The sequence below is a fragment of the Chryseobacterium viscerum genome (genome assembly GCF_002899945.2).
Lineage (GTDB): Bacteria > Bacteroidota > Bacteroidia > Flavobacteriales > Weeksellaceae > Chryseobacterium > Chryseobacterium viscerum.
Window position 1 is genome coordinate 241,203 of sequence record NZ_PPEG02000007.1, and the last position, 19,776, is coordinate 260,978.

General features: G+C 35.8%; 15 protein-coding genes. 5 read left to right on the top strand and 10 right to left on the bottom strand.

Going from position 1 to position 19,776, the window contains the following annotated elements:
* The first annotated feature begins 7 nt into the window (after positions 1-7).
* Positions 8-1,270, top strand: a complete 1,263-nt coding sequence (gene ilvA / locus C1634_RS17595; RefSeq protein WP_103234238.1) for a threonine ammonia-lyase — start codon at positions 8-10, stop codon at positions 1,268-1,270.
* A gap of 1,359 nt (positions 1,271-2,629) precedes the next feature.
* Here the strand turns inward: ilvA and C1634_RS17600 are convergent.
* From C1634_RS17600 to alaS, 6 genes are all read right to left on the bottom strand, one after another.
* Positions 2,630-4,099: a M20/M25/M40 family metallo-hydrolase gene (locus C1634_RS17600; protein WP_103235279.1), complete on the bottom strand. Its 1,470-nt coding sequence runs from the start codon at positions 4,097-4,099 to the stop codon at positions 2,630-2,632.
* A gap of 7 nt (positions 4,100-4,106) precedes the next feature.
* Complete coding sequence (locus tag C1634_RS17605; RefSeq protein WP_103235278.1) at positions 4,107-4,343, bottom strand: hypothetical protein; 237 nt, start codon at positions 4,341-4,343, stop codon at positions 4,107-4,109.
* A gap of 76 nt (positions 4,344-4,419) precedes the next feature.
* Positions 4,420-6,819 carry a hypothetical protein gene (locus C1634_RS17610; RefSeq protein WP_109738838.1) on the bottom strand — a complete coding sequence of 800 codons (2,400 nt, stop codon included), beginning with the start codon at positions 6,817-6,819 and terminating at the stop codon, positions 4,420-4,422.
* 234 nt (positions 6,820-7,053) lie between these two features.
* Complete coding sequence (locus C1634_RS17615) at positions 7,054-8,868, bottom strand: cytochrome-c peroxidase (protein WP_109738839.1); 1,815 nt, start codon at positions 8,866-8,868, stop codon at positions 7,054-7,056.
* Positions 8,869-8,933: 65 nt separating this feature from the next.
* Positions 8,934-10,412, bottom strand: a complete 1,479-nt coding sequence (locus C1634_RS17620; RefSeq protein WP_109738840.1) for a PhoX family protein — start codon at positions 10,410-10,412, stop codon at positions 8,934-8,936.
* Positions 10,413-10,941: 529 nt separating this feature from the next.
* On the bottom strand, positions 10,942-13,545 hold the full coding sequence (alaS, locus tag C1634_RS17625; RefSeq protein ID WP_109738841.1) for an alanine--tRNA ligase: 2,604 nt from the start codon (positions 13,543-13,545) through the stop codon (positions 10,942-10,944).
* Positions 13,546-14,113: 568 nt separating this feature from the next.
* Here alaS and C1634_RS17630 point away from each other — a divergent pair.
* From C1634_RS17630 to msrB, 4 genes are all read left to right on the top strand, one after another.
* Positions 14,114-14,668, top strand: coding sequence for a sigma-70 family RNA polymerase sigma factor (locus C1634_RS17630; RefSeq protein WP_109738842.1), 555 nt, complete (start codon positions 14,114-14,116; stop codon positions 14,666-14,668).
* Positions 14,669-14,674: 6 nt separating this feature from the next.
* The gene (locus C1634_RS17635) at positions 14,675-14,944 is read left to right on the top strand and encodes a hypothetical protein (RefSeq protein WP_103231973.1); all 270 of its coding nucleotides are present in this window, start codon (positions 14,675-14,677) and stop codon (positions 14,942-14,944) included.
* 78 nt (positions 14,945-15,022) lie between these two features.
* On the top strand, positions 15,023-15,469 hold the full coding sequence (locus C1634_RS17640; protein WP_109738843.1) for a DUF417 family protein: 447 nt from the start codon (positions 15,023-15,025) through the stop codon (positions 15,467-15,469).
* A gap of 17 nt (positions 15,470-15,486) precedes the next feature.
* Complete coding sequence (gene msrB / locus C1634_RS17645; RefSeq protein WP_103231991.1) at positions 15,487-16,584, top strand: peptide-methionine (R)-S-oxide reductase MsrB; 1,098 nt, start codon at positions 15,487-15,489, stop codon at positions 16,582-16,584.
* Positions 16,585-16,626: 42 nt separating this feature from the next.
* Here the strand turns inward: msrB and C1634_RS17650 are convergent, their stop codons facing one another.
* The 4 genes from C1634_RS17650 to C1634_RS17665 all read right to left on the bottom strand — a co-directional run bounded on the left by C1634_RS17650 (position 16,627) and on the right by C1634_RS17665 (position 19,764).
* Positions 16,627-17,277, bottom strand: a complete 651-nt coding sequence (locus tag C1634_RS17650; protein ID WP_103231992.1) for a hypothetical protein — start codon at positions 17,275-17,277, stop codon at positions 16,627-16,629.
* 2 nt (positions 17,278-17,279) lie between these two features.
* Entirely contained in the window at positions 17,280-17,909 is a 630-nt protein-coding gene (locus C1634_RS17655) for a hypothetical protein (RefSeq protein WP_103231974.1), read from the bottom strand.
* 104 nt (positions 17,910-18,013) lie between these two features.
* Positions 18,014-18,859 (bottom strand): ABC transporter permease, encoded by an 846-nt coding sequence (locus tag C1634_RS17660; protein WP_103231975.1) that lies wholly within the window; start codon positions 18,857-18,859, stop codon positions 18,014-18,016.
* A 2-nt stretch (positions 18,860-18,861) separates the two neighbouring features.
* Positions 18,862-19,764 (bottom strand): ABC transporter ATP-binding protein, encoded by a 903-nt coding sequence (locus tag C1634_RS17665; RefSeq protein ID WP_103231976.1) that lies wholly within the window; start codon positions 19,762-19,764, stop codon positions 18,862-18,864.
* Positions 19,765-19,776 lie beyond the last annotated feature (12 nt).

Sequence of the window (19,776 nt, forward strand, 5' to 3'; positions counted from 1 at the left end):
TATAAAGATGATGAAAGAAGGAATAGCTTCCTCCGTTTTAGAGAATGTCTATAAAGCGGAGGAACGATTAAAAGATGTAGTGGTAAAAACACCTTTGGCTGTCAATAATAATCTGTCAGCTATTTATGAGGCGAATATTAGTTTTAAAAGAGAAGACCTTCAAAGAGTAAGATCCTATAAAATCAGAGGAGCTTACAATAAGATGGCAACCATGTCACAGGAAGAGCTTTCAAAAGGAGTCGTGTGTGCCAGTGCCGGAAATCATGCACAGGGAGTTGCTTTTGCGTGTCATACGATGAAGGTGAAAGGTACTATTTTCATGCCTTTGCCTACCCCCGGACAAAAACTTGAACAGGTGAAAATGTTCGGTGGAGAATATATAGATGTCATTCTGTATGGAGATACATTTGATGCCGCCAAAGATGCCGCGATGAGTTTTTGCAAAGACCATAACAGTGCATTTATTCATCCTTTTGATGATCCCGCGATTATTGAAGGACAGGCAACAACGGCACTGGAAATTTTGGATCAAACGGAAGGTGTTATCGATTATCTTTTTGTTCCGATTGGAGGAGGAGGTCTGGCAGCAGGCATTTGTTCTGTATTTCAACATCTGTCACCACAGACAAAGATTATTGGAGTAGAACCTTCAGCGGCAGCAAGTATGACAAAAGCACTGGAAAAGGGGAGGCCTGTCCTTCTTGAAAAGATAAGCCGGTTTGTAGATGGAGCTGCCGTACAGCAAGTGGGAGATCTCACTTTTGAACGCTGCAAAGATATCCTGTATGATATGGCTACGGTAGAGGAAGGACTTGTTTGCCAAACCATTTTGTCATTGTATAATAAAGATGCTATTGTGGTAGAACCTGCGGGAGCCCTTTCAGTAGCAGCATTGGAAAAGTACAGAGACGAAATTAAAGGTAAAAATGTAGTCTGTATTATCAGCGGAAGCAATAATGATATCACCCGTATGGAGGAAATCAAAGAAAAAGCGTTGCTGTATGCAGGATTGAAACACTATTTCCTGGTGAGATTTCCACAGCGCCCCGGAGCACTGAAAACGTTTGTGATAGATGTGCTGGGACCTGATGATGACATTACCTACTTTGAGTACACCCAAAAAAACTCGAAAGAAAAAGGAATTGCAGTGGTGGGAATTGCTCTCAAACAAAACAAAGATTTTACCCCTTTGATTGATAAAATGAAGCAAAATGATTTTTTTGTCAACTATCTGAATAATGATCCTTCTTTAATGAATCTTCTTATTTAAAAGAATTTAGATTTAAAAAGAGAAATGTTTCTTTTTTTAACAATGTCAAATGACATAAGAAACTGAAGCGTTAATAAAATGAATTCTGTGAACGTTAGAAAAACTCTAGTGTTTGAGTGCGGGACAACATTTGATCCTCAACATAGTGCGTTTCCGCACGAGTTTAGAGTTTTTAGAGAACAGATTTCATTTTTAGCGGAAGTTTCTAAGTCTTGAATTTTTGGTTCTTTTGCTTCAAGGCAAAAGAACTATGATTAATTAAAAATAATTTTTTAAACCATAAAGGATGATTAAGTTTTTAAGAATAATGAAGGAAAATATCTTTCTATATTTAGTAAGCAGAATGCTTCATTCAAATTAATTTGGATCTTAACTTTCCTTACAACCTAAACTCTTCTTAATGGTTCCAAATCATATTCTATATTAAATTATTTCGTTTTCAACTAGATTCTAAAAACACAATGATGAAAAAAGCTTCACACTCTGTGAAGCTTTTTTATTTTTAACAATATCAAATGACATAAGAAATTGAAGCGTTAATAAAATGAATGCTGTGAACGTTAAAAAAACTCTAGTGTTTGAGTGCGGGACAACATTTGATCCTCAACATAATGCGTTTCCGCACGAGTTTAGAGTTTTTAGAGAACAGATTTCATTTTTAGCGGAAGTTTCTAAGTCTTGAATTTTTGGTTCTTTTGCTTCAAGGCAAAAGAACTATAATGAATTAAAAATAATTTTTTAAACCATTAAGGATGATTAATTTTTTAAGAATAATGAAGGAAAATATCTTTCGATATTTAGTAAGTGGAATGCTTCATTCAAATTAATTTGAATCTTAACTTTCCTTAAACACTAAACTCTTCTTAATGGTTCCAAATCATATTCTATAGTAAATTATTTCGTTTTTCAAACAGATTCTAAAAACACAATGATGAAAAAAGCTTCACAATCTGTGAAGCTTTTTTGTTTTTAACAATGTCAACCGACATAAGAAACTGAAGCGTTAAGAAAATGAATTCTGTGAACGTTAGAAAAACTCTGGTGTTTGAGTGCGGGACAACATTTGATCCTAAACATAGTCCGTTTCCGCACGAGTTTAGAGTTTTTAGAGAACAGATTTCATTTTTAGCTGAAGTTTCTAAGTCTTGAATTTTTGATTCTTTTGCTTCAAGGCAAAAGAACTATAATGAATTAAAAATAATTTTTTAAACCATTAAGGATGATTAAGTTTTTAAGAATGATGAAGGAAAATATCTTTCGATATTTATTAAGTGGAATGCTTCATTCAAATTAATTTGAATCTTAACTTTCCTTAAACACTAAATTTTTCTTAATGGTTCGATTCTTTATTCTTATAGTTTATCTTTCCAATGAAAAATTTGAAATTACTTTCGGGCGTTCAGCTTCATTAGCAACTTTCCAGGATGTTCTGTACATCCATTCGGTCATTTTATAAAGCTTTTTGTAGTTGATATTTTCAGATTCATCCTGTGGAGTATGGTACTGATCATGCAGTACACTCGTGAAAAATATAGCAGGAATCCCGATTTTAGCATAAGGAAGATGATCACTTCTAAAATAGAAATACTCAGCATGGCTCGGAGAATCCCAATCTTTCAGGTATTTGAATTTTGTACTCTCATTATTGGCTTCTTCAGCCATTTTTACCAATTCTTCAGAATTTTTATGTGGCGCATTTCCTCCTAATAAAGCCGCTTCATTATTGTCATTTCTTCCGATCATATCACCGTTCAGAACTGCTACAATCTTCTCTTTAGGAACAACAGGGTGGGCTGCATGCCATCGTGAACCCAACAGTCCTCTCTCTTCAGCTCCATGGAAAACAAACAAAATACTTCTTTTTCCCGGCTGTTTCTTATAAGCTCTGGCCATTGCCAACATCGCAACACACGTACTTGCATTATCATCAGCTCCGTTGTAGATCGTGTCATTTTTCACAGGATGTCTGATGCCGTCATGATCCTGGTGTCCACTTAATAAAACATACTCGTTTTTAAGAACCGGATCTGTCCCTTCTATCTTTCCGATGATATTAATGGATGGATATTTGTAAGATTCAGTGATCAGGTTCAGAGAAGCTTTAGGATTGTTTTTTACCCAGCCGGCATTTTCTCTTTTGATCCACAAAACAGGAATATTATTGGTGATTTTCTCTCTTAATCCTTCCACTCCGTAGCTTCCTCTGGTCATTTGAGGGAGTATTTCTACCCAGCTTTGCTCAGAAATATCATCGGTAATGAAAATAATGGCTTTAGCTCCCAGCTCAGAAGCTTTATTGTAATATTTATTCCTTACAAATCCGGGATATCTCCTTACGAAAAGGGTCATATCTTTAGAAATGTTTTTATCAGAAGCATTTACGGCAAGAATCTTCCCTTTGATATTTAATTTTGCAAGATCTTCAGGTTCTGCGTTTCCTGCATACACAATCTCAGCATCTACAGACGCATTTACAGGCTCTGCAACCAGGAAATCTTTCCATATTTTCAGGTTGTTGTCTCCAATTTTCAGACTGCTTTGCGGGATAATTTGATGTCTGTACATATCAAAAAACTGGAAAAAAGTTCCGTTATCGCCGGCAGGTTTCATTCCTGCTTCTTTTGCTTTGTCAGCAAGCCACATAGAAACTTTTAACTCGTCCAGAGTTCCGGCTTCACGACCCCAAAATTGGTCTGCGGCAAGCTGATACATATCGGTACGAAGATCAGATTCTTTGATGGCAGAGACCAAAGGTTTTTTATAATTCTGAGCGTTTCCAAAGGCAAATAAGAAAAGACCCAGCAGAGAAAAAACATAATTTTTATTCATAGGAACTTTAATTGAAGTTAGCTAATTTCTCTGAAAACTGTTTTGAAAATTCCTTTCTGTCTTCTTCCAGCTTTTCCAGGTTAGAAGGCAAAAAATAATTAAAAAGGATCTTGTCTTCATTGTCTAAAAAGATGATTTCCTTTTCATTTCCATCGATCATCTGTGAGAAAATGTCCCACATCGGAGTGTCTTTTAATTTTAATAATTCAAAAAACTGTTCTGCTTTGATTTCGATTTTCTGCATGTTCTTTTTTTATATAGTATCGTTGAATATTTCTGAATTCTGATTCAAAAATAAAGATTTTGTATTTCACTGACGATTAAAACTCGAGAAACTTCAGCTTAAACTGGATGGCAAAATTTTCTTTAAAATGAGGCGTCGCATAATAGCCCACTCTGTAGAATAAGCCCAGATTAAAATAACTGGAAAGGAAATTGTTCCATTCCAATCCGACTTCCTGATACAGGTGATCCAGCTTCCTGAACTTAAACTGGTGGTATTCCGGGTGCTTCATATCCCCGATAGTTCCTCTTAAGACAAAATCAAAACTGGAAACATTGTGTCCAAAACTTTTGAAATACCAAGGCAGTTTGTGAGTGAAATAATAAGCTACAAACTTATCATTATAGTATTTCCCGCCTTCAAGCGTCGCAAATCCAAGGTAAGAAGTAAGGTTAAAATTAAAATCCTTACCTGGAGAAGCCAGTCCGTTCATCGTAAAGTTTTTCCAGATAGGCGCTCCACCCAAGACAACACCTCCATAGAGCCTGAAACCGGTAGTTCCGATAGGCGTCTTAAAATTATGAACAAAAAGGGCGTCAAAACGGGAATAGCTGAAGTCTCCTTCCAGCATTTTGTAGCTCTGTTCATAATTAAAATACAGCTCAGGATATTTCTGATCGATCAGGGATTTTCCCTGTGGAGTCATAATATTGGTAGAATTCGGAGAATATTTTAAGGTAAACAATGTATTGAAGTTCCTGTAGGAAGTTCCTCTGTCTTTGAATTGATAATCAAATTCTGCGGCCTCTGTATTTCTTCGTACAGCGAGGGCGAGGGTAAGACCGTTTGTAACATCATTCAGGTAAGATAATGACATTCCTTTAAAGTGAAAATATTTGTCATTGTTTAGATTATTCCCGAAGTTCATCGTTCTCATTTTGAAATTCCAAAGCTTTCGGTTAAACTCTCCGGATGCTGTTACATCATCGTACACCTCAAATCTGAAAAATGAATTTTTCTCCAGTGTCGTTTTCATATCAAGCCCCATCCCGTATTTCCATTTTCTGTCTTTCACACCATAAGCAAAATAATAGTCCGGTGAAAAATAAGGATTGAAATTTTCATTCAGCTTGGCTTTTAAACCTAATCTGAATCCTTCGTAGGAGTTATAATTGACAATTTCATCTACAGCGATGTCTACAGATCCCATTCTGATCTGCCCGTTCAGCAGTCCTGATAAGATCTGTGCTTTGCTGTCGATTTTATATTTTTTACCTAAACTGTCGATTGTTTTATAGGTATTTTGTTCCCTGTCCGTAAGAGGATCTGTTCTGTATTGATCCAGAGAATGGCCGTCAATGTTTTTTACAGAGAAAGTATAGCCTTTGAAATCTTTGGCATTCTCTTCAATAGGAGCCTCGAAATCAAAATATTTAGAGGTAAGAAATGCATAGGTTCCAAAGCTCTTTTTATCTTTCTTATCATCAGAATGCTGTTTGTCATCCATCGCCATTTTGCCCATTTTAAGCTTGGCTTTTTCGTGAGCAAGAAACCATTTGTTATTGTAAAAAACCCAGGTACTGGTAATGATTCCGTCGTTTTTGCTTTTACTGAAATTTTCAATTTTTTTGACTCCGTAGGTTTCAGTATCTACATAAATGGCACCGTTATACTTTCGCTTTTTGTCTGACTTCTTGTAGTTCACTTCACGGAAACGGATCACAAAGTTTTTTCTTCCGTCCAGTGTCACTGTATCTGAAAGAAAGAATCGGTAAAGCCCTCTGTTTTCCGGCTTCAATTGTTCCGGAACCACATCTCTGTTACTTTGCTGGAGTGCAATCATTTCATAGATAGGCTGCCTCAGACCAGAGATTCTGTTGTCCAGAATATTGATTTTCTCACCATACTTTTTGGAATATAAAAACTCCTGCGCCCTTTCCCAGAGGAAGAGCTTGCTTTTTGAAAATATTTTTCTTGCAGTGATGTTATTCAGTGAGTCTTTTTCCCTTTTTTTCTTGAAAATGTTTAAATCATTAAAATACTGATTAAACTGGGAAAGGCTGTCCTCATCTATATCCAGAGATATTTTTTCGTAGGATTTATAGGAGTAGGATCCTAAGCTTTTCGGGGAATTTTCTTTAAATAGTTTATTTACTTTTTTAAGAATTTCCAATGCTCTGGGATCACTTTTATCTTCAATCACTACAGCTTCAATGTCTGTGGTTTTTGATGTTTTTTTGAGCAGGGAAACTTCCATACTGCTCTCTACGGTAATGCTTTCTTTCTGATAAGTATCGGCGTCAATATCAATGTTTTTGCAGCCCGTTTTGAATTCCAGAACACCTTGTTCATTGGTATATCCAATAAGCGTGTTGTCACAGGATATCTTAGCATTAAAGACAGGTTTTTGAGTGGCGTCATCTACAACCTTAATTTTTGATTGTGAGTACGCCAAAAAGCTGATCAGAAAAAATAATAACAGTAAGCCCCTTTTCATGTATAAAAACTACGTCAAAATTAATGATATTTATTGTTCTGGAAAAGTTTTTAACAGAGTATAACATTGATTTAATCTAATGTTTGTATGTGCTTTTTCCTGAGAAAATTGAATGTCTGATTGTCTCAGATAGTCTTTCTGAATTTCTTGAAGATTTCCAATAAAAAAACTCCTGAACAGATGAGGTTCAGGAATTTTAATTGTTTATTGTAGTTTTTGTGTTTCTGAAAGGTTTTATCGATCATCCAAAGCCTTCATAAATTCAATAATATCATCTATTTCTTTATCGCTAAGCTGTAGCGGAGCATCAGAAAGTGTCTGGTTTTCTACTTTGAATCCAAAAGCTTTTCCACCCCCTTTATTATAAAAATTCATCACCTCTTTTAACGTTTTGTACCCTCCATTGTGCATATAAGGAGTTGTTTTATGAATATTTCTAAGCGTTGGAGTTTTGAAAGAATGCTGTAATGAAGGAACGGTCTCATGAAACTTTCCTCTTCCCAGATCATGGTCAAACGTTTTATTCTCTCCGTTCATGGCCACTCCCAATACTTCCTGTTCTGTTTTCTTGAAATTAGGAGGGACGGTACCATTGAATAAAGGAAGGAAATGGCATATCGCACACTGAGCCTTTCCAACAAAAAGATTGAATCCGCGCTTTTGGCTTTCCGTCATTGCCGACTTATTTCCTCTCATATATTCATCAAAATCTGAATTGAATTTTGCCAGAGAACGGATGTAGCTCGCCAATACATTCTGAAGTTGCCATACTTCCGTTTTTTGAGAATGATAGATCTTTTTAAAAGCTGCCTGATAGTTTTTATCCTGATTGATTTTGGCAAGAATGACATTCAGGTCGCCATGCATTTCTTCTTTGTTGGAGATCACATCTGAGCTCTGTCCTTCCAGATCATCCTTCCGCATATCCCAAAACTGGCCATGCTGATATCCTGCATAGTTGAGAGAAGGTGCATTTCTGGCAAGTTCTGAGTTTTCAAGGGACATTGATTTGGCAAGACCATCAGTAAATGCTTTCTCAGGAATATGACATGTTGCACAGCTTCGGTTGTTACTATTGGACAGTATCTTATCATTAAAAAGCTGATGACCAAGAGCTGCTTTTTCTTCAGAGAATGCATATTCTTTCCCGGGAGTGAAGGCATTGGGATTGAAGGCGTTTTTAGCAAAAAAAGTAGCTGCATTTTTGTTTAAGGCAGTGGTTACCTCAACATCCGGAATTTTCTCCTGATTTTTAAAATCCAGCATCAAAGCAGTGATCTTATTCAGATGATCAGGGATAAAATTGACATAATCAAATGTATTTTTGTCTGTGTTTTTTTTCAGAACTTCAATCGCTGAATTGATTTCTGCAGTAATGTTTTTTAATGCTTTATCTTTCGACCGTTCAGTAGAGATTTGTTCTAATGTTTCTTTAATCCCTTCCAGGGAAGAAGGTATTTCTTGTAAAAAAACTCCCGAAACAGGAGTGTCAAAACCTGAAATTCCTAAGCTGGAAATCCTGAAAGCTTCCTGTCTCAACGCATCAAATACCTGATCTTTACTTACAGTAATTACCTGAAAGTTGGTTGCTATGGTGTTGCTTTTGTTGATAAGCTTATTAAGCATTCTGATCACTTCATCTTTATTCCCTTTATCATAAGGATAAAACATTTCTTCCAAAACCTGCAGTCCTTCCGGTTCTATTTCGGTATGCTCGTCCATTTCTATTTCAGGAAGGGCCGGACCATTGATAAATCTTGCAGAGTGGGGCAGGAAGTATTCTACCGCCCATTCCATTTTTTTGTAAGTTTTTCTGATATCCTGAAATTTCTCCTGAAGAAGTTTTTGCTCAGAATTTTTAGAAACAAGGGCTTTCAGTTCATTGATCTGTTTTTCAAAATCAGCATTGGTTTTGATAATCCTGTTTTTTACAGAACCAAGATCTTCGTACACCGGCTGCTGCTTATCATTTTTACAATAATAGAGCGTAAAAAGTGCTGCCGAACAGTATAACAAAAGGAGTATCGGGTATTTTGAAAGTTTATGCATAGGTATGAAAAAGTATCAACAGAAAATTTCTATTGATACTTTAATTTGATATGAAGGAATTAAAACTATTTTTCTACGTTTCTGATGATTACAATCTGTCCACCTTCTTTGTTGGTGTTGACTCCGGAACCGTCAGGGTTTTTAAATTTATCTAACTGCCAAGTATGAGAGTGAATATTGACCGTAAAGGTATTTGGAATCCCGATGATATCGGAAATATCAACCATTGCCCCGAATTCCCAAGAACCAAACTTCTGAAGATCTCCGGATTGGTTGTAAGCCGTCTGCCATGCAGAATCGTTTCTGTTGTGCTTCATGTTCAACCATGGTTTATATTGTTTTGTAGCAATATTAAGCTGCCAGATGTAAGAATCGTGGTTGGCATTTTTGTAATAAGAATCACCGTCTTCCTGAATGTATACGAAGTTTTCAGTAACACATAAGTTATCAGGATTGATAAGATTGTTTCCTGGATTAGAATCTCCTTCAGCAACAACTTCCAATTTTCCTGTCAGCATATTACTGGAGTTAAGAACAAGCTTATAAACTCTTCCCCACATCGTTAATCCTGCTTTTGGATTCATTCCGTCTGAAGATTCTCCGGTAGCGGTAAAGTAAATTTCTCTTCCTTTTCCTGCTCCTTTTCTGTAATCTACATCTTCTACTCTTGAAAAACGGATCGCGTTATTATCAATGTTTTTCTGGTTAATCTGAGCTCCTGTAAGATTTTTAGCATTAGGAATTTCAACAAACTCTACATCGTAGCTGCTTCCCTTAGTCATATCAGTTTCAGTATAGTTGCTGTTGGTTCTTTTTAAAGAATACAACTTTCCATTATCCAGATCCCCTTGTGTATCGGCTACATACATGATCAACTGTCCTGCTGACTGGTGAGAAGAAGAATAAGACTGATCTTCTCCAATGATGATATAAGATTTTCCATTGGAAACGTCTTTAGGAAGCGGAACGGCATTTTCCATGGAAGCTTTTCCTAAAGCTGGTTTTACTCTTGTTTTATCTGATGCCTGAGATACTGATGCTAATGGATTCAAAGCATGCACCATACTTTCTTCACCTGATTCACCCGCTGTAAGGAAGGCACTGAAACCATGAATTTCTGGCGTTGCCAATGTAGCGGAGCACAATCTTGTCATTCCTCCGGTTCCATTTAAAATATATTCTCCTTTTACAGGCTTAAAAGTTTTATCTAAGTATACTCTTGATACAGACTGTTTGATCTCATGATTGGTAATCATCAGATAGCCGTCAGAGTTAGGATCCTTCATAATTCCCATCCCATCAGGCTGACCTCCGAAAACGAAATCAGGAGATCCTGAAAGAATATCAGAACTGGAAATAAGTGTCGTAATATTTAAATTTTCAAAACCAGGCATTCCAAAAACGAAAGCGGGCTCTTTAGAAAAATTTTCAATCTTTATTTTGTCATTGACAGGAGTATTTCCATCCCCGTTATTGTCATCATTACAGCTTTGAAAAACAATAGCTGCAAGGATCAGGGCTCCAATAGTTTTGCTAATTTTCATAATTATATTTTTTGAATTTCGATTATGGCAAAACTAAAGGTATAGTGTTAACTAAGTTTTAATAAGACAAAACAAATAGTTTAATATTAGATGGTGGTTTGTTACGATAAGATCAATAATTAGAACTTATATAAATAAGGAATGATCTACTTGTATTTTCGCATTTTTTTTCTTTAAACTAAGGTTTGATGATTCAAGTCGTGTATCAAAGTGAGCTAATAAAGCCACAATGTCACTGATGAAACTATTTGAATATTATATAGCTTTCCAAAATTATTTTAATCTCCCGCTGATTTCAGTGATTATGCAGATGCTTGTGGAAAAGCCAGTGTAATCTTTAAGGAGTATAGATATTACACATACGCTTAGTAAGAATCAATGAAGTTGGTTCCCATCTTTGCCTCCTGAAATATAAAATATTGAGATTTAAACTTTGCATTAAAAAATAATTATGATACATGGTAAAAACAAGCCCGGCTGTCTCAGAATTGAGACAGCCGGGCTAAAATTTATAATAGATGTTTCTATTTTAGAGAGTCAAAGCTTTCTGGTAAGCATTTTCAAGACCGTCAAGATTTTTACCGCCAGCCGTTGCGAAGCCAGGGTTTCCACCACCACCACCTTGGATCTCTTTTGCAAGATCTTTTACGATAGCACCAGCCTGGTAATCTGCAGCCAGATCATCAGAAACTCCAACAGTAATCATTGGTTTTCCATCTGCATCAGAAAGAATAATCGTCACTGAAGCAGGGATTTCTTTCTTCAACTGGAATACGATGTCTTTTACAGAACCGGCATCCAAAGAAGTTTTCTTTACCAAAAGTTGCTTGTTGCCTTTCTGCTCATAAGCATTCTTCCATTCACCAATTTCTCCTTTTGCCTTTTCTTTCTTAAGAGCATCTACCTCAGCCTTCAGTGAAGTGTTTTCTTCGATCAGCTTTTCGATAGATCTTACAACATCTTTAGACTTTAACAGCTGAGAAAGTTCAATGATTTGCTTTTCAAGATTATTGAAATATTCCTCAGACTTATCTCCTGAAATAGCTTCAATTCTTCTGATTCCTGCTGCTGCAGAACCTTCAGAAGTGATCTTGAAATGACCGATTTCGCTGGTATTTTTTACGTGAGTTCCCCCGCAAAGTTCTTTTGAACTTCCGAACTGGATCATTCTCACGCTGTCACCATATTTTTCACCAAATAAAGCCATTGCTCCTTTCTCCAGAGCTTCCTGGATCGGAATATTTCTGAATTCCTGTAAAGCAATACTTTCTTTGATTTTTTTGTTTACTTTTTCTTCAATTAATGCTAATTCTTCCTCAGTCATTTTGTTGAAATGAGAGAAGTCGAAACGCAGATAATCAGGACCTACATAAGACCCTTTCTGCTCTACGTGAGTTCCTAAAACCTCTCTTAACGCTTCATGCAGAAGGTGAGTCACAGAGTGGTTAGCCTGAGAATTTTTTCTTTCAGAAGCATTTACTTTAGCATAGAAAAGAGCACCTGCATCTTTAGGGAGATCATTGATCAACGAGATAATCAGTCCATTCTCTTTTTTAGTTTCCAGTACTTCAAAGCTTTCAACAGCATTCTCAAGAATACCTTTGTCTCCAACCTGTCCACCCCCTTCAGGATAGAAAGGAGAGCTGCTTAGGACCACCTGATAAAATTCTCCGTCTTTGTTTTCTACCTTTCTGTATCTTGTAATATACGTTTCAGATTCTGTCTGGTCATATCCTACAAATGTTTCAGGTTTATCTTCAAGATTTACCCAGTCATACACTTTCTGAGCTGAATCTGCCTTTGAACGTTGTTTTTGTTTTGCTAATTCAGCCTCAAAACCTTTTTCATCGATCGTTAAACCTTTTTCTTCAGCGATAATTCTCGTTAAGTCATCAGGGAAACCATAAGTATCATACAATTCGAAAACTTCTTCCGTTGGCAATACTTTTTTACCTTCCGAAATTGTCTGCTGAATTAATTTATCAACTCGGATTAATCCGGTTTCAATTGTTCTTAGGAAAGATTCTTCTTCACTTTTAATAACATCAGTTACCAAAGTTCCCTGTTTTTCCAGCTCAGGGAAGAAAGTTCCCATTTGTTCCTGTAAAACAGCAACCAATTTGTAAAGGAAAGGCTCTTTCATGTCTAAGAATCTGTAAGAATAGGAAATTCCTCTTCTCAAAATTCTTCTGATGACATACCCAGCTCCTCCGTTTGAAGGTAGTTGTCCGTCTGCAATAGCAAAAGAAACCGCTCTGATGTGGTCTACCACAACACGGATGGCAATATCTTTTTCGTCTTCTAAAATTCCTGTATATTTTTTACCTGAAAGTTCTTCAACTTTAGCAATTAAAGGCGTGAAAACGTCTGTATCATAGTTGGAAGATTTCCCTTGAAGCGCCATACAAAGACGTTCGAAGCCCATTCCTGTATCTACATGCTGTGCAGGAAGTTTTTCCAGAGAACCGTCAGCTTTTCTGTTGAATTCCATGAAAACGAGATTCCATACTTCCACAACTTGAGGATGATCGTTGTTCACCAATTCAAGTCCTGAAACTTTAGCTTTTTCTTCCGGAGTTCTCAAATCAACATGGATTTCAGAACAAGGTCCGCAAGGTCCACTTGCTCCCATTTCCCAGAAGTTATCTTTTTTATTTCCGTTGATGATTCTGTCTTCGGAAATTACTGCTTTCCAGTAGTCATAAGCATCCTGATCTCTGTCAAGATTTTCGGAAGCATCACCTTCAAAAATCGTCACATATAAATTATCTTTTGGAATTCCGTATACTTCAGTCAGTAATTCCCAGGCAAAAGCAATAGCCTCTTTTTTGAAGTAATCCCCGAAAGACCAGTTTCCCAGCATTTCAAACATGGTGTGGTGGTAAGTATCTCTACCCACATCATCCAAATCATTATGCTTCCCCGAAACTCTCAGACACTTTTGGGTATCGGCAATTCTAGGGGCGGTAGGAGTTTTGTAGCCAAGGAAAAAATCCTTGAACTGCGTCATTCCGGAGTTGGAAAACATAAGGGTAGGGTCGTCTTTCAGCACAATAGGAGCTGAAGGAACGATTAAGTGCTCCTTACTTTTAAAATAATCTAAAAATTTTTGACGTATCTCTTGTGATGTCATAGTATTGCTTTTGCTTTTTTAAGTATCAAATTTTTGATAAGATGCAAATTTAAGATTTTTAAGCGATTTAATTTCTAAGGTTGGTAATAAATATGCGGGTAACATTTTTTAACGCAAAGGCGCAAAGTTTTTTGAATTATCTCCTGCCTATTTAATGGTGTAATAAAATCAAAGATTTTCAACGGTTATAATCTTATTTATTGTCATTAATATGTTCATAATAAAGGTAATATTGCACTGGTGATCAATATAAAAGAAGGATGCAATTTTATCGAATATAAAATCTTTGCGACTTAAAAACCTTCTTTAGTTGATGTCTTTTTGCGCCCTTGCGTTTTCAAAAAATTAGATTAAAATTAAAATCTTAAAAAGATAGTCTGAATGGGGCCCGGTTTTGATATGGGAGGCAGATCAGAATTTTTTAATTTCTTTTTATGAAACCTTATCGGTTTTCAAAACCTATAACGTTTGTCGTGGCTGTAATCAATAATAATCTTTCTAATCTTGCAATTTTCCGTTTAACTTACTACCTTCGTTGTGATCTGAAATAAGACAAAAAATCCTTTCAATGACAAAAGATGAAGAACTGAAAAGCTGGATAGAACAATATTCCGGACCGCTTTTGAAACGGGCGCTGTATGTACTTTCAAATAAAGAAGATGCACAGGATGTTGTTCAGGAAGTTTTTCTTTCCGCTTACTCGGCCTATGATTCTTTTGAAGGGAAAAGTCAGGCCCTGACGTGGCTGATGGCAATTCTTAACAGAAAAGTGGCAGATTTTTATCGAAAAAAATATAAATCCGAACCCAATATCAGGCTGGACCATTTTTTTGATGAAACCGGATCATGGAAAAATAATGACGTTTTGAATGACTGGAATGTTTCAGGCGAAGGAGATGAACTTTTAGACAGCGCAGATTTTAACAAAACATTGGAGGAATGTATCGAAGAATTGCCCTCCAGATGGAAGATCCTGCTTAAAATGTATTATATAGAAGAAAAAAAAGCTCCGGAAGTAAGTCAGGAATTGAATGTTTCTACGACTAATCTTTGGAAGATTTTGCAAAGAAGCCGGATGCAGCTCAGAGAGTGTCTGGAGTTTAACTGGTTTTCAAAATCATAAGAAACAATGATAAGAAGAATACTACATATCTTATTTTTACCATGCAGTGAAGCTACTTTACTGATGGAAAAAAGGAATGCCCAATCCATTTCTGCCAGAGAAAACCGGATGCTTAGCATGCACCTGATGATCTGCAAATGGTGCAGGATGTACAATGAAAAACTTGCCCTCCTGGATAAAGTTTTTAAAAAGACCTTTTCTGAAAAGGAAATTGAAATTAATGATTCTGAAATTCAGGACTTTAAAAATAAAATGATCGATAAATTAAATTTCTAAGAAAATTTTTGTCAGGATTTTAAAAAGCTTCCGACTATACTTTTGAAAACAATAAAGTATTCATTTAATCTTAAAAAAATGGTCGGAACAGAACAAAAATCTAAACAGAATCAATTATCCCTAATCGGATATTACATTTCACTTTTCGGAGCTGCCCTTATTTTGCTGTGGATTGGTATTTTCAAATTTACCCCTACAGAAGCAGCGGCAATAAAACCTTTGGTAGAAAACCATTTCTTAACTTTTTTCGTATATAAATTGACAAGCGTCCAGACAGTGTCAAATCTTATCGGAGTGATAGAAATTATCATTGCATTACTCCTGATATTTAGTGCGAAATTTGCTGTACTGAAAAAGTATGCAGGAATAGGAATGATTGTAACTTTTCTGGTAACATTAAGCTATTTGTTTACAACACCGGGAATGTGGAAAGTAGTGGATGGAGTTCCTGTAACTGATTTCTTTATTTTAAAAGATCTGATGCTTTTAGGATTTGGATTAATGATCGTTCAAAATAATAAGTAATGAATAAAAAGATAAATATGAAAAATATATTAATTGTACTCGGAATTGTTCTGGGGATAGCAGTATTTGCTGCAGGGTCCGGGCTTTTTACAAAAACAAAGCCCCATGAAGCGGAAGTAAAAAAAGAAAATGAGAAAATTATGGATAATAAAAATGTCAAAGAGATTTATTTTGCAGGAGGATGTTTTTGGGGAACAGAACATTTTTTTCAACAAATTCGTGGAGTTGTAGGAACAGAAGTGGGCTATGCCAACGGGAATACCAATAATCCTACTTATGAAGAAGTGGTAAGTCATACAACAGGTTTTGCGGAAACCGTGAAAGTGAAGTATGATCCTGAGCAGGTAGATCTGAAACTTCTGATTGATCTGTATTTTAAGACCATTGATCCTACCAGTAAAGACCAGCAGGGAAATGACAGAGGGAACCAATATAGAACAGGAATTTATTATACAGACAAAACAGCTGAAGCCGTTGTAAAAGATGAGGTTCAAAAATTAGCAAAAAATTATAATAAGCCCTTATTGGTAGAAACTATTCCGTTGAAGAATTTCTACAAAGCAGAAGATTATCATCAGGATTATCTGGATAAAAATCCAGGAGGGTACTGTCATATTGAACCGGGCCTTTTTGAAATGGCCAAAAAAGCGAACCCGCTTCCAAAGCCAGCCTATCAGAAACAGGATAAAAAAGTTTTAAAAGGAAAACTGACTGCGGAACAATATAATGTCACTCAGGAAAATGGTACGGAAAGACCTTTCCAAAATGAATACTGGAACGAAACCCGCGAAGGAATTTATGTAGATATTACCACAGGAGAACCTTTATTTGTTTCTACAGATAAATTTGAATCCGGTTGTGGATGGCCGAGTTTCTCAAAACCAATTACGAAAAGCTTGATTGATGAAAAACTGGATCGTACCCATGGAATGGATAGGGTAGAAGTGAGAAGCAAAACCGGTGATGCCCACTTAGGACACGTTTTCACAGACGGACCGGAAGATAAAGGAGGACTTCGTTACTGTATCAACAGTGCTTCTTTGAAGTTTGTCCCAAAAGCTGAAATGGAAACAAAAGGATACGGAAAATATCTTCCGTTGTTAGATAAAAAGTAATTTGAAAGGAAGGCTGCCAGATGGCAGCCTTTTTATTTTGAATTAATGATGTATTTGAAATCGTTCTTTAATGCTGAGCATAGAGATATTCAGAAATATAAGAAATCCAAAAATAATGTATGATGCTTTTTTAGAAGCGGTTGTAAACAGATTAAAGATTTTTCCATACTGTGTAGATTGAAAAGTATCTACAATTTCTTCTGGTCCCCGATATACAGTGTCATTACAAAGCAAACATTCATATTCGAGAGGTTTAGGATTGGGGTCAATATAGCTATAAACAGCAAATATATGCCCTGTTTTCTCAAGATCAACTGCATATTGTTCTTGTTGGGCTATTGCCAAATCATTCAAAACTGAGACAAAATCACCATAGGTATTATTTTGATCTAAAATAAATTCAATACCAGACTCTTTCTCATTTCTTTTCTGAAGTTTTTTCAGTTCAGAAACATATAATTTTGAATTTTCTTTGGCTGTACTGGGGTCTATTTTTATTTTTTTGTAATCCCAGTCTCTATAAGTTTCAAAACTTTCAAAAGTACTTTTAATCCCTTCTATTTCTTTGGTAGGAAGTCCTATATCCATCACAGAAACGTTAATATCTTCAAACTTTTTATTTCCATAATACCAGAATAAAACCGGGATAATGACAGCACTGATAAGCCCCGGGAAGTAGTATATTTTTTTCATGCTCATCTTTTTCTTTGGATTTGAAGGTTTTCTTTAATGCTGAACATAGAGATATTTACAAAGAGCAAAAAACCGAAAATAATATAAAAAGTTTGTTGGGGAACATGATTGATAAAACTTTCCGGCTTGATTAAATTCAGGTTTTCTTTTTCTCTGTAGTCGTTACCACCAACTACACATCCATAAACAGAACGAATTTCTTTATCGGGATCTTTATAAAAATGAACAGCAAAAAAATGTCCTGTTTTTTCCATATCAACACAAAATGCATCCTGTTTGGAAATTGTCATAGCATCCATTAGAGCAATGAAATCCTGATAGCTATTGTTATCATCAATGATAAATTCAATTCCGGATTCTTTCTCATTTCTTGCCTGCAGTTTTTTAAGTTCAGAAACATAGAAATTCTGATTTTGAAGAGCAGTGTTAGGCTTAACTATAATTTTCTTGTAATTCCAGTTTCTATAGAATTCAAAAGTATTGTCTAAAGGTATATTAGGTCTAATTTTCGCTGGAAGTCCAAGGTCCATTATGGTATATGGAGGATGAGTTCTCTGGTTTCCATAATACCAGAATAAAACAGGGATCAGTACAGCACTGATCAATCCCGGAACGTAGTATATTTTTTTCATGGATAGGTTTTTAGCAAAACCGAATGAAAATTTTAAGCCAAAAAAAAGTGATTCAATACGAACCACTTTAATTATTTAATCTTTCAATTTTTAAATCTTTAAACCTACCAATCTCTTTTTTTCAAAATCCAATACGATCCGAATATGAAAACGGCAGACCAGACCAAACAGGCGATAAGGCTTTCTGTAGGGTAATGGAACTCATATTTTACGCCCATCATTTTGGCCATATTTAATCTCATCATCGGATTAGGGATAAGGCTGGACATACTTTCCAATGGTAAAAGATGAGTGATGAAAAAATCATTCTGAAGGATCTCATTTCTTTGTGGTCCCTGCATTCCTTTTACTTTGGAGAAAACTTCAACAGCCGTTAAGATTCCTTCACCAATCCAGAACACAAAAAGAGCAAGAAATACAAAAACAGATTTTCTTAATAAAATGGAAAGGAACATTAGGAAACAGAAGAAAGTGAAGAGCTTTACAAGATAATTTCCGATAAAGAAAATCTCAGCAAAAACTTTTGTAGATTCTGTTGTATTGGAATATTGATATCCAAGCAATATGGTGATTCCGAATACAAGTACAGTAGAAACAAGGGTGAAAATACTGATCGTTAAAAGTTTTGACATGATAAATTCTTCTCTGCTCAATCCATCAATTGTATTCTGCTTGAACATTCGGTTGCTGAATTCCTGTGAAATCGAGAAAACAATGATCAATCCAAGGAAAATTTTCAATAAAGCAACAATCCATGTAGTGAAATTCCAGATTTCCGGAAAGTTATAAATCCCTTGTTCCTTCAAATTAATGGTTGCTCCGAAAAGATCAAAATCAACCAATCCGATGAAAAGCAATGCGATAAGAATGGCAAAATATAATATGGTGAAAACCTTGAATGGTCTATAATTCAGGTTTTTGTAGTATTCCAGTTTTAATAATTTTATCATGACTAATTGGTCTTTTTTACAAGTTCAAGGAATTGAGATTCAAGAGATAATTTTTTCTTGGTTAGATGTGAAAGGAAAATTCCTTTTTCAGCAAGCTTCTGATTCATCGCTGAAGCAGAAATTGAAGCATCATCACGGATCTGAGCTTTGATAAGATCACCTTCCTGATTGATGGAAGAGAACCATTGAAGCTCATTCAAGGCATTCAAAAGTAAAGTATTGTTGTCTGCTTTTAATTCGAAAAAACCATTGTTGGAAGTCATTTCATCTACTCTTCCGCAGTAGATAGAATTTCCTTCTTTTAATACAATTACATGACTGCATATTTTTTCAATTTCATCCAGAAGGTGGCTTGCAATAATAATGGTGATCCCTTGTTTTGCAATTTCGCTGATGATTTCTCGGATCTGAATAATTCCTTCAGGATCCAGCCCGTTGGTCGGTTCATCCAGTATCAATACCTCAGGATTGTTCAAAATGGCTGAAGCAATAGCAAGTCGCTGCTTCATTCCCAATGAAAAAGTTTTGAAAGTATCTTTTCTTCTTTCGTACAGATTTACAGTCTTCAAGACTTCGTCAATTCTTGAATAGGGAGTGTTTTTAATTTCCGCAACAATTTTAAGATTGGTTTCTGCACTTAAATAAGGGTAGAAATTAGGCTGTTCGATAATGGCTCCGATTCTTTTTAAAGTGGCGGGGTCAGTACCTTTTTTACCAAACCAGAACCAATCTCCACTGGTAGGATTGATGGTAGAAAGCAGCATCCCGAAAGTTGTGGATTTTCCACTTCCGTTGGGACCCAAAAGTCCATAAACATTTCCTTTTTCGACATCAAAAGAAATATTGTTGACCACAACTCTTTTGAATTTTTTTGTCAAATTCTTTACTGATAAAATCTTTTCCATGTAATTTGTTTT

Bases quoted from the DNA above. Each gene is read 5' to 3' on its own strand.
- ilvA (WP_103234238.1), top strand. From the start codon at position 8: ATGATGAAAGAAGGAATAGCTTCCTCCGTTTTAGAGAATGTCTATAAA.
- C1634_RS17600 (WP_103235279.1), bottom strand. From the start codon at position 4,099: ATGAATAAAAATTATGTTTTTTCTCTGCTGGGTCTTTTCTTATTTGCC.
- C1634_RS17605 (WP_103235278.1), bottom strand. From the start codon at position 4,343: ATGCAGAAAATCGAAATCAAAGCAGAACAGTTTTTTGAATTATTAAAA.
- C1634_RS17610 (WP_109738838.1), bottom strand. From the start codon at position 6,819: ATGAAAAGGGGCTTACTGTTATTATTTTTTCTGATCAGCTTTTTGGCG.
- C1634_RS17615 (WP_109738839.1), bottom strand. From the start codon at position 8,868: ATGCATAAACTTTCAAAATACCCGATACTCCTTTTGTTATACTGTTCG.
- C1634_RS17620 (WP_109738840.1), bottom strand. From the start codon at position 10,412: ATGAAAATTAGCAAAACTATTGGAGCCCTGATCCTTGCAGCTATTGTT.
- alaS (WP_109738841.1), bottom strand. From the start codon at position 13,545: ATGACATCACAAGAGATACGTCAAAAATTTTTAGATTATTTTAAAAGT.
- C1634_RS17630 (WP_109738842.1), top strand. From the start codon at position 14,114: ATGACAAAAGATGAAGAACTGAAAAGCTGGATAGAACAATATTCCGGA.
- C1634_RS17635 (WP_103231973.1), top strand. From the start codon at position 14,675: ATGATAAGAAGAATACTACATATCTTATTTTTACCATGCAGTGAAGCT.
- C1634_RS17640 (WP_109738843.1), top strand. From the start codon at position 15,023: ATGGTCGGAACAGAACAAAAATCTAAACAGAATCAATTATCCCTAATC.
- msrB (WP_103231991.1), top strand. From the start codon at position 15,487: ATGAAAAATATATTAATTGTACTCGGAATTGTTCTGGGGATAGCAGTA.
- C1634_RS17650 (WP_103231992.1), bottom strand. From the start codon at position 17,277: ATGAAAAAAATATACTACTTCCCGGGGCTTATCAGTGCTGTCATTATC.
- C1634_RS17655 (WP_103231974.1), bottom strand. From the start codon at position 17,909: ATGAAAAAAATATACTACGTTCCGGGATTGATCAGTGCTGTACTGATC.
- C1634_RS17660 (WP_103231975.1), bottom strand. From the start codon at position 18,859: ATGATAAAATTATTAAAACTGGAATACTACAAAAACCTGAATTATAGA.
- C1634_RS17665 (WP_103231976.1), bottom strand. From the start codon at position 19,764: ATGGAAAAGATTTTATCAGTAAAGAATTTGACAAAAAAATTCAAAAGA.